The sequence below is a fragment of the Amphritea sp. GJ51-11 genome (assembly GCF_055808735.1).
In genome coordinates, this window is record NZ_CM147881.1 from 1,881,634 (window position 1) to 1,895,916 (window position 14,283).

The 14,283-nt window shown below is 49.5% G+C and carries 15 protein-coding genes; 10 read left to right on the plus strand and 5 right to left on the minus strand.

Annotated elements, in window-relative coordinates; translation table 11 throughout:
* Positions 1-7 precede the first annotated feature (7 nt).
* The 8 genes from trpA (at position 8) to AC0L4K_RS08280 (ending at position 8,183) form a co-directional block, all read left to right on the plus strand.
* Positions 8-811, plus strand: a complete 804-nt coding sequence (gene trpA, locus AC0L4K_RS08245) for a tryptophan synthase subunit alpha (protein ID WP_417224321.1) — start codon at positions 8-10, stop codon at positions 809-811.
* A gap of 30 nt (positions 812-841) precedes the next feature.
* Entirely contained in the window at positions 842-1,702 is an 861-nt protein-coding gene (accD, locus tag AC0L4K_RS08250; protein WP_417224322.1) for an acetyl-CoA carboxylase, carboxyltransferase subunit beta, read from the plus strand.
* 85 nt (positions 1,703-1,787) lie between these two features.
* Positions 1,788-3,086, plus strand: a complete 1,299-nt coding sequence (folC, locus tag AC0L4K_RS08255; protein WP_473268906.1) for a bifunctional tetrahydrofolate synthase/dihydrofolate synthase — start codon at positions 1,788-1,790, stop codon at positions 3,084-3,086.
* Positions 3,083-3,634, plus strand: coding sequence for an SPOR domain-containing protein (locus tag AC0L4K_RS08260; protein ID WP_473268907.1), 552 nt, complete (start codon positions 3,083-3,085; stop codon positions 3,632-3,634). Before folC ends, AC0L4K_RS08260 begins: the two co-directional genes overlap by 4 nt.
* Positions 3,635-3,706: 72 nt before the next feature.
* Positions 3,707-4,216 (plus strand): CvpA family protein, encoded by a 510-nt coding sequence (locus AC0L4K_RS08265; RefSeq protein WP_417224326.1) that lies wholly within the window; start codon positions 3,707-3,709, stop codon positions 4,214-4,216.
* Between the two features lie 52 nt (positions 4,217-4,268).
* Entirely contained in the window at positions 4,269-5,786 is a 1,518-nt protein-coding gene (gene purF, locus AC0L4K_RS08270) for an amidophosphoribosyltransferase (protein ID WP_417224327.1), read from the plus strand.
* 120 nt (positions 5,787-5,906) lie between these two features.
* Positions 5,907-7,124: an O-succinylhomoserine sulfhydrylase gene (locus AC0L4K_RS08275; protein ID WP_473268908.1), complete on the plus strand. Its 1,218-nt coding sequence runs from the start codon at positions 5,907-5,909 to the stop codon at positions 7,122-7,124.
* Between the two features lie 27 nt (positions 7,125-7,151).
* Entirely contained in the window at positions 7,152-8,183 is a 1,032-nt protein-coding gene (locus tag AC0L4K_RS08280; protein WP_473268909.1) for a tRNA-dihydrouridine synthase, read from the plus strand.
* 15 nt (positions 8,184-8,198) lie between these two features.
* Here AC0L4K_RS08280 and amrS read toward each other — a convergent pair whose 3' ends face one another.
* Positions 8,199-9,275, minus strand: coding sequence for an AmmeMemoRadiSam system radical SAM enzyme (amrS, locus tag AC0L4K_RS08285; RefSeq protein ID WP_473268910.1), 1,077 nt, complete (start codon positions 9,273-9,275; stop codon positions 8,199-8,201).
* A gap of 144 nt (positions 9,276-9,419) precedes the next feature.
* Between amrS and amrB the strand changes: the two genes are divergently transcribed.
* Complete coding sequence (gene amrB / locus AC0L4K_RS08290) at positions 9,420-10,199, plus strand: AmmeMemoRadiSam system protein B (protein ID WP_473268911.1); 780 nt, start codon at positions 9,420-9,422, stop codon at positions 10,197-10,199.
* Entirely contained in the window at positions 10,186-10,776 is a 591-nt protein-coding gene (amrA, locus tag AC0L4K_RS08295; protein WP_473268912.1) for an AmmeMemoRadiSam system protein A, read from the plus strand. Before amrB ends, amrA begins: the two co-directional genes overlap by 14 nt.
* Positions 10,777-10,906: 130 nt before the next feature.
* Here amrA and AC0L4K_RS08300 read toward each other — a convergent pair whose 3' ends face one another.
* The 4 genes from AC0L4K_RS08300 to hpaA form a co-directional block, all read right to left on the minus strand.
* A complete protein-coding gene (locus AC0L4K_RS08300) occupies positions 10,907-11,326 on the minus strand; it encodes an Hsp20 family protein (protein WP_417224338.1) in 420 nt (139 codons plus the stop codon).
* Between the two features lie 153 nt (positions 11,327-11,479).
* Entirely contained in the window at positions 11,480-11,887 is a 408-nt protein-coding gene (locus AC0L4K_RS08305) for an immunity protein Imm33 domain-containing protein (RefSeq protein ID WP_417224339.1), read from the minus strand.
* 148 nt (positions 11,888-12,035) lie between these two features.
* On the minus strand, positions 12,036-12,980 hold the full coding sequence (locus AC0L4K_RS08310; protein ID WP_473268913.1) for a flavin reductase: 945 nt from the start codon (positions 12,978-12,980) through the stop codon (positions 12,036-12,038).
* A gap of 218 nt (positions 12,981-13,198) precedes the next feature.
* The gene (hpaA, locus tag AC0L4K_RS08315; protein ID WP_473268914.1) at positions 13,199-14,125 is read right to left on the minus strand and encodes a 4-hydroxyphenylacetate catabolism regulatory protein HpaA; all 927 of its coding nucleotides are present in this window, start codon (positions 14,123-14,125) and stop codon (positions 13,199-13,201) included.
* Between the last annotated feature and the right edge of the window lie 158 nt (positions 14,126-14,283).

The following is a 14,283-nucleotide window of genomic DNA, read 5'->3' on the forward strand; positions in this document are numbered from 1 at the left end:
GATTAAGATGAGTCGTATTACAGAGTGTTTTAATAATCTGAAAAGCCAGGGCCGTAAAGCGCTGATTCCTTATGTGACAGCCGGCGACCCTGACCCTAAAGTAACCGTACCGCTAATGCATGCGCTGGTTGAATCCGGTGTCGATATTATCGAGCTGGGTGTGCCTTTTTCTGATCCGATGGCCGATGGCCCAGTGATCCAATTAGCCTGTGAGCGTGCGTTGCTGCACGGCACTCGACTGGTTGATGTGCTGGACATGGTGGCTGAGTTCCGTAAAACCAATCAGACGACTCCGGTCGTCCTGATGGGTTACCTCAATCCGATTGAGGTGATGGGCTATGCGACCTTTGCCGACAAGGCCAAAGCGGCGGGTCTTGACGGTGTTTTGACCGTCGATCTGCCCCCTGAAGAGGCGTGCCAGTTTAATCCGCTGATGAAAGCTGCGGGTATCGATGTGATCTATCTGATCGCGCCGACCACAGAAGAATCACGGGTGAAGCAGATTTGTGCTGCTGGCAGTGGTTATCTCTACTACGTGTCTGTTAAAGGTGTAACCGGTTCGGCTGCCCTGGATGTGGGCGAAGTTGCTGAAAAACTAGAGATGATTCGCCAGCATACCGATATGCCGCTAGGGGTTGGTTTTGGTATTCGCGATGATGCCTCGGCGCGGGCGATTTCAGCCGTAGCCGATGGTGTGATTGTCGGTAGTGTATTGGTTAATAAGATTGCCGAATTGGCTGGCAATCAGGCACAGATTCCTGAGGCGGTTGCTGCGATTACTGCGAGCATGCGTCAGGCAATGGATAAATAAAGACTGCCACAGGCAGACGCTGGAGTAATAATGAGTAACTGGCTGGATAAAATTGTTCCTTCCCTGGTTCGCTCTGAAAAGAAGCGCACCAACATTCCTGAAGGGTTGTGGGAAAAGTGTCCTAAATGTGAATCCGTGCTGTATCGCCCGGAGCTAGAAAAAAACCTGAATGTTTGCCCTAAGTGCGATCATCATATGCGCTTGACGGCGCGAGTGCGTCTGAATGCGTTCCTTGATGAGGGTACTTTGCGTGAAATCGGTGCTGAAGTTGAGCCGGTTGACCACCTGAAGTTCCGTGATACTAAGAAGTATAAGGATCGTCTGGTTGCGGCGCAAAAAGCCACGGGTGAGAAAGATGCGCTGATCGCCATGCGCGGTGAAGTGAAAGGTCTGCCGGTGGTTGCGGTTGCCTATGAGTTTCGCTTTATGGGTGGCTCTATGGGAGCGGTTGTCGGTGAGCGTTTCGTGCGTGCTGCCAACATTGCGTTGGAAGAGGGGATCCCAATGATCTGCTTCTCTGCCAGTGGTGGTGCGCGGATGCAAGAGGCGTTGTTCTCTCTGATGCAGATGGCGAAAACCAGTGCGGCGCTGGAGCGGCTGAAGAAAGCGGGCGTACCCTATATTTCGGTACTGACTGACCCCGTCTATGGTGGTGTATCCGCATCATTGGCGATGCTCGGTGATCTGAATATCGGTGAGCCGGGTGCGTTGGTTGGTTTTGCTGGCCCTCGAGTTATCGAGCAGACCGTGCGTGAGAAATTGCCGGAAGGTTTTCAGCGTAGTGAATTCCTGTTGGAGCATGGGCAGATCGATATGATCATCTCTCGAGGTGATCTGCGTGACCGGATCTCCTCCGTGCTGCGTATGATGCAGGGGCTTCCAGCCGCCTGATCATGCACGTTTAATAAGGCCGCTGTCAGTTTCAGCGGCTTTTTTTATTGTTCCAAATAGTTTCCAAAGAAAAGCTGAAATCACCATGGCTGAAGTACAGTTTAAAACCCTATCGCAGTGGCTTGAATGGATTGAGCAGAATCATCCGGTCGATTTGATTGAGCTTGGGCTTGATCGGCTACGTCAAGTCTATGAGCGTATGGCGCTCGATCTCAGTAGCAGCCAGAAAGTCATCGTCGGCGGTACCAACGGCAAAGGTTCGACCATTGCGATGCTGGATCAAGTGCTGCGTGATCAGGGCAAAACCGTGGGTTGCTTCACCTCGCCGCACTTTCTGCGCTATAACGAGCGTATTAAACTGGCCGGTCAGCCGGTCGCTGATGCACTGATTGTGCGTGCTTTTGAGGCAATAGAGCGGGCTCGAGGTGATGTTCGGCTAACTTATTTTGAATACAACACGTTAGCAGCGTTACATGTGTTTGCTGCCGAGCAGCCCGAGGTGATGTTGCTCGAAGTAGGTCTCGGTGGTCGCCTGGATGCGATCAATATTGTCGATGCCGATATCTCAGTGGTGACGACCGTATCGGTTGATCATATTGACTGGCTGGGTGATGACCGTAATCAGATTGGTTATGAAAAGGCCGGTATTTATCGAGGGGGGCGTCCGGCGGTGTGTGGCGATCCTTGCGCGCCGCAAAAGCTGATTGATCACGCCGCCGCTATTGGTGCGCAGTTATTTCTGCGGGGTCGAGACTTCAATCTATCTACTGAGACGGATGACGGTTGGTTGTGGCAGGGGGAGCAATTGAATGGGGCCGTATTGACCTGTTCGGGCCTGCCGGAAATTACCTTGCCGCGAGCGAATGCCGCGACGGTACTGCAAGTGCTAAGCCTGTTGGATTGTCTGCCTGAGCCTGCCGCGTTGAGGCGCAGTTTATCTAACGCCCGCTTGACCGGGCGGATGCAGACAGTCACTGTGGATCAGATTGATTACACCCTCGATGTTGCCCATAATCCTGAGGCGGCCGCTTATTTGGCCGCTCAATTAGCGGATCAGCCAGTTAAGGGGCGGACCTTGATGGTGTTAGGTATGCTGGCCGATAAGGATATTGATCAGGTACTAGCCTGTTTGCAGCCGGTTATCGATGACTGGTGTTTGGTCACATTAGACAAGCCTCGTGGTCAAAAGGCTCAGGTGTTGGCTGATAAGTTGCTTCAGTTGGGTACAGTAGATAGCTGTTTAAATACCTATAATAATGTCGCCGAAGCGCTCGCATGGGTTGCCCGCGATGCGAATCAGGATGATCGGGTGATTATCGCCGGATCCTTTTTTACAGTGAGTGATGCTTTGATTGCTCTGAATATGGATGGTAAATCAGCGTGAATGATGGCTTTAAACAGCGCCTTGTCGGTGCGGGGATTCTGTTTGTAGCAGCAGGGATTTTGTTACCTATTTTCTTCGACGGGGCGGGCTATCGTGAACGTCATCTTGACAGTGCGATTCCGCCACCGCCAGCAGAGCCTCAACTGGTCACTATTATCCCTGAGAATAAACCGTTGCCAGACACGTCCACCTTTGCGCCGCCGAGTGAGCCGGTCACTGTAGCAGTCATGCCTAAACAGGTTGCTGCTGAGGTTGCTAAGCAGAAACCGCGGATTAGCGAGCGAAACGATCCGCCAGCGCTTGATCAGGAAAATATTCCGGTTGCCTGGAGTCTGCAGTTGGCCAGTTTTAAAGATGAAGATAACGCCAAAGGTCTGAGTCGTAAGCTGATTAAGGCGGGCCACAAGGTCTATATTCGTAAGACCGGTGATTTGATTCGGGTCTTTGTGGGGCCAGATATTCAGAAGTCTAAACTGGTTGAGCTGCAGGCTGATATTCAGAAAGAGTTTGGCTTAGATGGCATTATCGTCCGCTTTACTACACGATAATCGTTGGGTTAAGTCGTTGGCTCTGGTAGAATTCTGCCCTTAATTTTATTGATCTTGAAGTAGATTGAAAACATGGTATTAAACTGGGCCGACTGGGCAATTATTGGCATCATTGCCTTATCCGGGTTATATAGCCTGCGCGGTGGTTTTATGAAAGAGGCCCTGTCACTCGTTACCTGGGTGGCCGCCTTTGTTGTCGCCCGTTTATTTGCTCCTTCACTCAGTACTCTGCTCGATCATCTACTTGAAACTCCCTCGCTGCGCATCGGTGCAGCCTTTATACTTCTCTTTATAGCCACCTTGATGGTCGGCGCCGTTATCAATAGCCTTATTAATATGCTGGTTCAGGCCACGGGGTTGAGTAGTACTGACCGTATTCTGGGTATTGGTTTTGGTGTTGTTCGGGGTGGCTTAATTGTCATCGTTATTACGGCGTTACTGGTGCGTTCACCGGTAACCCAAGATAGTTGGTGGGCAGAATCTCAATTGATTCCCCATTTCTTACTGATGGAATCCTGGACCCGGGAAACCGCAGCTGATATTGGCCAGATGATCTGGAATATCAGTGGTAGAAATAGCTAAGTGTTTTAAATTTATATTTGCTGTAACTAACTTAATACCTGAGGTAGCCTGAATGTGCGGTATAGTTGGCATCGTAGCCAAATCTAATGTGAATCAGACAATTTTTGATGCATTAACAGTGCTACAGCACCGAGGCCAGGATGCCGCTGGGATGGTGACCTGTGAATCAAATCGTTTCTTTATGCGTAAAGACAATGGTTTGGTCAACGAGGTGTTCCGGACCCGTCATATGAAGCGTTTGATGGGTAACATCGGCATCGGCCATGTACGCTATCCAACGGCGGGTAGTTCTAGCTCGGCGGAAGCCCAGCCGTTCTACGTCAATGCGCCTTACGGTATTGCCTTAGCCCACAATGGTAACTTGACCAATACGGCCGACCTACGTGAACGGATGCGCAAAGAAAATCTGCGTCATATCAATACCACGTCAGATTCTGAAGTATTGCTTAATATTATGGCCCATGAATTACAGCAGATCGGTAAGCTTGTGCCGACGGCTGATGATATTTTCGCGGCTATTAAAGCGGTACATAAACGGGTCAGCGGCGGCTATGCTGTCGTTTCGGTGATCACCGGTTATGGCATCGTCGCGTTTCGTGATCCTCATGGTATTCGGCCGCTAGTTTATGGTCAGCGTGAAACCGAAGCCGGTACGGAATATATGGTAGCCTCTGAATCGGTTGCGCTGGATATTTCTGGCTTTAGTCTGATTCGCGATGTTGCACCGGGTGAAGCGATCTTTATTACTCAGGAAGGCGAAGTGCACACCATGCAGTGTGCCGAGAATCCTCAGTTACATCCCTGCCTATTTGAATATGTTTATCTTGCTCGTCCCGATTCCATTATCGATGAAGTCAACGTCTATAAATCCCGTATGCGTATGGGTGTGAAGCTGGCGGAGAAAGTGAAACGTGAACGGCCTGATCATGATATCGATGTGATTATTCCTATTCCGGATACCAGCCGTACTTCGGCTCTCGAGATGGCTCACCATCTGGGGGTTAAATTCCGCGAAGGGTTTATCAAAAACCGTTATATCGGTCGTACCTTTATTATGCCGGGTCAAACCCAGCGGACTAAATCGGTACGTCGTAAACTGAACCCCATTGAGCTTGAATTTAAAGATCGAGTGGTCATGTTGGTGGATGACTCTATTGTGCGTGGTACGACGTCACAGCAGATTGTACAGATGGCCCGTGAGATGGGTGCGAAGAAAGTGTATTTCGCATCTGCTGCGCCTGCCGTGCGCTATCCTAATGTCTACGGTATCGATATGCCTTCGGCAACCGAGTTAATCGCTCATGGCCGTACCGATGATGAAGTCGGTCAAGAGATCGGTGCTGACTGGATGTTATATCAGGATCTGGAAGACCTTAAAGACTGTCTGCGTGCGGGCAATAGCTCAGTGACTGGATTTGATGCATCCGTTTTCGACGGTAAATACATTACCGGTGATATTGATGCTGAATACCTCCGTCGTATCGAGGAGGAGCGTAATGATATGGCTAAAAGCGGCGAAAAAAAGTCGGCAACCAATCAGAACGCTAATCTGCACGCGACTATTCGCTGAGCCGGTTAGCGAGATGCGGCTGGCCATCCATTGGCGTAAGCCGCCATTTTGCGGTTGTATTATTTTGCAGTTGTAGAAAATAGCTGTAACCAGTCATTGTAATTATGGGAACTATGGCCGATGTCCAAGTCCAATTTTGAACGCCCCGATCGGATTCAGTTTGACGATGCTGATTATCAATTCAGCACCTTGGCTATCCGCGCCGGGCAACATCGTAGCGATGAGGGGGAGCACAATGATGCGATCTACCCAACCTCTAGTTTTGTCTATTCGAGTGCTCGGGAAGCAGCGGCCCGCTTTGGTGGTGAAGAAGAGGGTAATATCTACTCTCGCTTCACCAATCCAACAGTGCAGGCCTTTGAGCGGCGCATGGCGGCTCTTGAGGGGGCTGAACGTGCGGTTGCGACTGCCTCAGGCATGGCGGCTATTCTTAGCACCTGCTTATCATTGTTAAAGCAGGGCGATCATGTCGTCTGTTCTCGCAGTGTGTTTGGCTCTATCGTCTCACTGTTTGATAAATACCTAAGCCGCACCGGTATCACGGTTAGTTACGTTGATCCAACGGATATCAATGCTTGGTCTGCTGCGGTAACGCCGGCAACCAAGATGTTTTTCTTAGAAACACCGTCCAATCCATTAGCCGAGCTGGGTGATATTGAAGCCGTTGCGGCTTTGGCTCATGCCCATGATGCGCTGTTGGTGGTTGATAACTGTTTCTGTACTCCAGCCTTGCAGCAACCGATTCAACAGGGGGCTGATATTGTGGTTCACTCGGCCACTAAATACCTAGATGGTCAGGGGCGCTGTGTCGGTGGTGTGGTGGTTGGCCGCGATAAAGAGATGGAAGAGATCTTCGGCTTTATCCGTACGGGTGGTGCCTGCTTAAGCCCATTTAATGCATGGGTCTTTATGAAGGGCTTAGAAACGCTAGAGCTGCGGATGATGGCTCACAGCGCTAATGCCTTGGCGATGGCCGAGTGGCTAAAACAGCAGCCGGGTATCGATAAGGTGTATTACTCTGGTTTGCAAGAACACCCTCAGCATGCGTTAGCGAAAAAACAGCAGCGTGCGTTTGGTGGTGTTCTGGCTTTTGAGGTCAGTGGTGATCAAGCGGCGGCATGGCGTTTTATTGATGCGACTCAGATGATTTCTATCACCGGTAACTTGGGTGATGTGAAGAGTACGATTACGCACCCGGGCACGACGACCCACGGGCGAATGAGTGCTGTGGCAAAAGCCGATGCCGGTATCAAGGATAATCTGATCCGCTTCTCGGTGGGCCTTGAATCCATTGAAGACCTTAAGCGTGATCTGCAGTTAGGCCTGGCTGCTATCTAAGGCTATGCTGGTTACGATGCCCGCCTGATGCAGATCGGAGCGGGCATTTTGTTTATCAGCATGGACGAAATTTCTATAGAGCGTATTGATGATAGGGTTAATTTGAAAATTATACTGGCACCGATGGAAGGCGTTGTGGATGCGCCTATGCGGGAAATATTGACTCGCATCGGTGGTATCGATCAGTGTGTCACGGAATTTATCCGGGTCTCTGAGCGCGTTTTACCGGCTAAGGTTTTTCGCCGTATTAGCCCCGAGCTTTTCAACGATAGCCATACTAGCTCGGGTACGCCGGTGACGCTGCAGTTGTTGGGCAGTGATCCTCGTATTCTTGCCGGTAATGCTCGTAAAGCGGTCAGTATTGGCGCTCGGGGTATCGACCTTAATTTCGGTTGTCCGGCCAGAACCGTTAATAAAAGTCGCGGTGGTGCGATTCTATTAAACGAGCCAGAACTGGTGCACCAGATCGTCTGGTGGGTACGGCAGGCGGTGCCGGCACATATTCCGGTGACGGCGAAAATGCGTTTAGGCTTTAGCGATAAATCCCGTGCTTTGGATAATGCTGCCGCGATTGCGGATGCCGGTGCCTGTGGTTTAACCGTGCATGCGCGCACCAAAGAGGAGGGCTACCGGCCACCCGCCCACTGGGAATGGATCGCGCGGATTCGTGAACAAGTGGCTATACCGGTGACCGCCAATGGGGAAGTGTGGAACTGGCAGGATTATCAGCGCTGCCGTGAGGTCAGTGGCTGTGATGACGTTATGATAGGGCGTGGCTTAGTGGCGGCGCCGGATTTGGGTTTGCGGATTAAAGCTTGGCAGCGAGGTGATGATCCCGATCACCTGAGCTGGCCGGAAATGTTACTGTTACTCCAGCAGTTTTTAGAGATGGTTGAGCAACAATTAGCGCCGAAGTATGTGCATGGCCGGATTAAACAGTGGCTGAAAATGATGTCGCGGGAATATCCTGAAGCGATGCCGATGTTACAGCAGATGCGGACCTTAAAGCAGGTGGCTGAGGTGCGTCATTTTTTGCAGCAGGCGGTGGAGTCGTTGTAAGCAGGCTTAAAACAATTAACCAAACCGTAGTACTTGTCGTTGTGATCCCCAGTGACCCGGTTGTACTTCAAAGTGGCCCGCGAGTGGCGTTTTACAAAACCGACAGCGCCCCTGGGTGTCTAAATTCCATTCTCCTAGTTGGTATTGTGATCGTTCAATCAGTCGTTGCTGGCAATGACTGCAGTAGGTCGAGCTACTATCAGTAGAGGTAATATTGCCGGTATAGACATGCTTGAGACCGCACTTCAGTGCGATACGTCGGGCGGCGGCTAAGGTTACGTAGGGGGTGGCTGGTGTGTCCTTCATCTTATAGTCAGGATGGAAGGCGGTAAAATGGAGCGGCACTAACGGCCCTAATTGATCGTGAATCCACTGGCACATCGCTTCTAATTCAGCAGGCTTGTCGTTCACTCCGGGAATAATTAGGTTAGTAATCTCCACCCAGCAGTTGGTTTCGTGCACCAGATAGATCAGTGTCTCCAGTACCGGTTGCAACTGTCCACCGCAGAGTTTGCGGTAGAACGTTTCATTAAATCCTTTTAGGTCGATATTGGCCGCATCCATACAGCGGAAGAATTCATTGCGGGCGGTGGGTAATACATAACCTGCTGATACCGCGACCGAATTGATATTACGTTCTCGGCAGGCTTGCGCCACATCAATGGCATATTCCATAAAGATAACCGGATCGTTGTAGGTATAAGCGATCGAGCGACAGCCGGTATCAACACAGGCTTGTGCCAGTTGTTCGGGGCTGGCTTGGCTTGCAAGGGTATCCATCTGTCGAGATTTGCTCATATCCCAGTTCTGACAAAATTTACAGCTCAGATTACAGCCTGCCGTGCCAAAGGATAGTACGGGTGTGCCCGGCAGAAAGTGATTGAGTGGTTTTTTCTCGATAGGGTCAATACAGAACCCACTTGAGCGCCCATAACTATAGAGGACAATTTTGTCAACTTCGCGTCCCCTAACATAGCAGAGACCTCGCTGACCTTCCTGGAGTTGGCACTGGTGTGGGCAGACATCACATTGTATGCGACCATCGGCGGTTCGGTGCCAGTAGCGGGTGGCATGTGGTGTGTGCATATTCATCGGCTATCTAGCTCGATTAGGCTGAGTTGATTGGGTTTAATCGCTGGGCGGTATTAACTCGCCTAGTATTTATCTTGTTGAGCTACGCTCGGTTTTATTCAGCGGACTATACTGACGTTATCGTGGTCATTAAGGTCAGTGTAGATGAGAATTAAGCAGGCTGCTGTGGCGGGTATGTTCTATCCGCAGCAAACGGATGAATTGTTGCAATTGGTGAGCCAGTTGTTAGCAGACAATCCTCAATCAGGGGCGAAGCCGGAGGCGATACAGGTGCCTCATGCGGGTTTAATCTATTCCGGTGGTATCGCCGCGCGCGCCTATAATCGTATTCGGCCCTATTTGGCCGATTACAGTCGGGTCGTTTTATTAGGGCCTGCCCACCGGGTGCCATTACAAGGGATGGCGGTGATGGCTGCTGAACAGTGGCAAACCCCCTTGGGGAAGATTGAGATTGATACGCAGCTTAGCCAGTTATTACAGCAAGAGGGCATGGTGAGTGTTAATAATCTAGCTCATGCGCAGGAGCATTGCTTAGAGGTACAACTGCCGTTTCTACAGTTAATGAGGCCTGAGGTTAAGGTCTTGCCAGTGTTGGTTGGGCAGACGCCGGTTGGTGCTGTTGAGTCGCTGATCACAAGAGTCTTTGCTGAAACGCAAACATTGTTGCTAGTGAGTAGCGACCTAAGTCATTTTCATACCTATGAGGAGGCTAAGCAGATAGATCAAGCGACGCTTAGCTGTATTAAACAGCTCAGTAGCCATATCGAACCGCAACAGGCCTGTGGTTGTTATGCTTTGAATGGCCTGTTGGCTTATGCCGCTAAGACTGGACTGAAGGCCGAATTATTGGGGTATTGTAATTCAGGTGATACCGCAGGCGACCATCAGCGGGTAGTGGGGTATTGCGCTTATGCCTTCCGTTGAACAGTATAGTCAGGCCGATCAATATTACTTGTTACAGTTAGCGCGACAGGTTGTCGCTCAAGGTGTTGAGAGGCAGCGGCCAGTACCGCCGAATATGGCATCGGTCTCTGTGGCCTTGCAACAACCACGTGGTTGTTTTGTCACGCTAGCCCTCGAAGGTCGGTTGCGCGGCTGTATTGGAAACCTCGAAGCGGATGCTTCATTGGTTGAATCAGTTTGGCGTAATAGCTATCTCGCGGCTTTTAAGGATCAGCGTTTTTCGCCGGTAACAGCGGCTGAACTCAATCAACTGAGTTACGAAATCTCAATCCTGACCCCTTTAATACCACTGTCGGTTAACAGTGAGGCAGAGTTACTGGCTGCATTAAGGCCCGGTGTCGATGGCCTAGTGTTAGCAGATGACGGGCATCGGGCAACCTTTTTACCCTCGGTTTGGGCACAGTTACCGCAACCGGAGCGCTTTGTCAGTCAGTTACGCCTGAAAGCCGGTCTACCGGCTGATCATTGGGGTGATTCGTTGCGTTGTGAGGTTTATCAAGCGATTAAAATAAGCGACGCTGATACGATGGATGAGTGAGTTAAGAGGTTTTTGGCTTACGGCATTATCATGTGGATGAATTAAAACAGGGAGCGAATGGCTCCCTGTAATGCTGTTGGGCTTCGTGCTTTAAGTTGCTAAGCTTTAGTGCGAAGCTGCAATGAAGCCCTTAGTTGATCTCGATGGAGCGGGGTTTCATCGCTTCAGGAATCTCCTGAACTAAGTCGATGTGCAGTAAACCGTTTTCCATTGAGGCATCGGTCACTTTAACATGATCGGCTAACTGGAATTTACGTTCAAAGCCGCGGGCTGCAATACCTTGATGTAGATACTGGCGTTCGGTTTCATCGGCTTTCTTGTTGCCTATCACGCTCAGAACACCGTGTTCGGTATTGATCGATACTTCCGATTTATCAAACCCGGCAATCGCCATGGTGATACGGTAAGCGTGTTCACTGATCAATTCGATGTTGTACGGTGGGTAGCCATTTTGGGCTTGTTCATTGCGTGATGCATTGTCGATCATGGACGCTAAGCGATCGAAGCCGATTGCAGAACGGTACAGTGGAGCAAGGTCAAATTGACGCATAATAATATCCTCATAAAGCAATATAGTGTGAGTTGCCTATCACAATGATCAGGCGTTTAACGGACCTCAATGAGCCTCCGTTAACTTACTAAATAAGGACAAAAAAAAGCCTTTCAAGGGAAAGGCTGGTGTTTTTCTACTATCGAGTGGTTGTTAATGTTTGAAATCATCCACATCGTTGGTGATTTCAACCTCAACCTGGTCGGCCGGGATTTTAAAGTCGTAGACCCTTTCCCAGCCTTCAGCACCCGGTGTGCGCTCCCAGACGGTGCCGGCATTGTAATCCACCAATTCGCTTAATGATGGGTCAAGATTGGTCATTTTCTTAACGTCAACGGGCAGTAGGTTAGTGACTTCATCTTCAAGAAATTCAGGGGTTTCATAGCCGGTAAACATGCGCCACCCGGTATCGTTGAGGTGAGCGGGTACGGTTTTATACATAAAGCGCACGGGTAATTTTTCATCAAACACCAGTTTTGAGACAAGGGCCAAAAAGCCATTCTTGGTTTGTGCGGTTTCATCTTCTTTATTTAAAGGCTTATCGATATCTTCGAGACTCATAACTGTTCTGGCCTGATGGATTTTAAAAAAGAGCATTTTACGCTGTTTTAGAAGGGATGTTTAGGGCAAAACGAGGATCGTTAGTCGGAACAGTGTCGTCAGCGGAGGCTCCGCTGACGAATAATGTCAAGGGGTGGTATTAAAGGGCTTAGCCTAGCTTTTCGATCAGTGTTTTGAGATTGTCTTTGAGTTGTCCGGCCTGATCGGCGGGCAGTTGAGACAATAATTTAGCTTCTTCGGCGATGGCAATATCGCGCAATTGGGTAGCAATCTCGGCGCCTTTCGAGGTTATTTTGATGACCTCATTGGATTGATACTCCACCAGCCCTTTTTCCACCATCCAATCGGCCGTTTGCCGTAGCGCGACTTCAGGCTGCATAACTAGGTCCGTCAAATCGCTGATTTTAAAGGTTGGGCAGCTAAGCATCCGGGATAGTACGCGCCACTCTTCAGGGTTAACATCACATTCATTTTGTAATTTAGGGTAGAGCGAGGCGCTTAGTTCTTGATAAAGGTTTCTGACTAGATAAAGCAGGTAGTCGCTGACAAAGTCATTCTCTTGAGAGGCATTATCACAAGGGGATGCGGTGTTAATCATTTCTGGATGCTGCGCGGAAATAGCATAACGGCCGCGGGCAAAGACAAGGGGTTCGACCACATCGTTATAACGATAGTTAATCACTTCACCGACGAGAATTAGGTGATCACCCCCCTCATAAACTGCCCAGGTTTTACATTCAAATTGAGCCGCATAGTCGTCGAGTACTGGGGCTCCGCCTAGGCCTGCAGAGTAGGCGGCGTTAGCAAATTTATCTTCGCCACGGCTGGCAAAGTTGTTAGAGGTGGCGACTTGATCGCTGCCTAAAATATTGACAGCAAAGTGCTCCGCTTTTTCAAACGCCGCCAGACTGTGAGCGCCTTTATCGATACTCCAAAGCACTAGGGTTGGTTCCATGGAGACAGAGTTGAAGCTGCTAGCGGTCACACCCACGGGCTTGCCATCGGCGTCCAAGGTGGTGATAACGGTTACACCCGTTGGGAATTGTGACAGGGCGCGGCGAAAATCTTTTGGATCAAAATCTGTCTGAGACATGGGGTCACCTTTGGTCAATAAGAGGAGCTATGTAGTTATTGTTGTTGCTGTGAGCGCTGAATAATCAGCCCTAAGCTTAATATGTTAACTAATTATAATGTGCCTTGAAGCACAAAACATATATTTTTCAGTGCTTTGTTTGTACTTTTCATAGGATTTAATTATCTCTCTATTCGGTCTTTATATGATATTTTAACTTTAACTAATTGAAATATAGTCTAATTTTTGTTTTCGCGGTACTGGCTGGCGGTAATACCTGCATTTCTGCGAAAGAATCGTGCGAAATAGGCTGGATCTTTGAATCCCAGTTGATAGCTTATCTCTGTAATCGGTGCCGAGGAGTATGTCAGTAAGCGTCGGGCCTCTTGCATGAGGCGCTCCATAATTAGTCGTTTAGATGGTAATCCCGCTAAGCGTCGGCAGATCTCATTTAACCGGGCTTCGGTAACACTGATCATCTGTGAATACTGGGCTAAGGGGAGATGATCATGGTAATGAGCTTCTATCAGTTCATTAAAGCGGTGGAAGATGCGCACATCTTCTTTGCGGGTTTTCTGTTTTTGTTGGGTTTGATCAGAGAGCCGGGTGATATCAATTAATATCAGTTGCAGTAGGGCTTTAAGGGCAACAATGTTGACCATGCCGGTGTCATTGCTTTCGGCGGACATAAGGTTGAGTAGATACAACATACGTTGAGCGCTGGGATTGCTGTCCGGTGTTAGCGCGACACACAAAGGGCTGTTCATTGTGCCATTGTTGCCCCAGCGAGTGATGCCCAGATCGCCCATCAGTTGCCAAACCAGTTGCTGTCGCGCAGTAATTACATGCCCTGTGGCATCATTATCTGTCACAAAGGCATGGGGGATTGTCGGCGGGGTGAGAAAAAACATCGGTCCACTAACAGTGTAGCTGGTCTCATCAAGGTGAACGCGTACGGTGCCTTCGAGAATCACATGTATTTGATAGAAGCGGTCATGATGATGCACCGGCATATTACGGCCAAAGAAATTAGCCAGCTTCTCTAACTGTTCATAGTGTATTTCGGCATCCACATAGTGTTGATCGTAGGCTTGGCCAATATCGATATTGGGAATATCAGCGGATGAGCTATTGGTTCGGGCTGACGCTGGGCTGTGACGGCTCATAAGCTTCTCGTCTCTTAGGAATGGCGATCTTGTTAGTATTATAGACACTTGCAGTCTGTCTGTAATCTTGTTGATTTGTGCAAATTTTTTTATGCGGTCTAAAGTCGACATATCTTAAGTGACTATAATTCAGTAGGTTAGGTATATTTTGGTGGTAT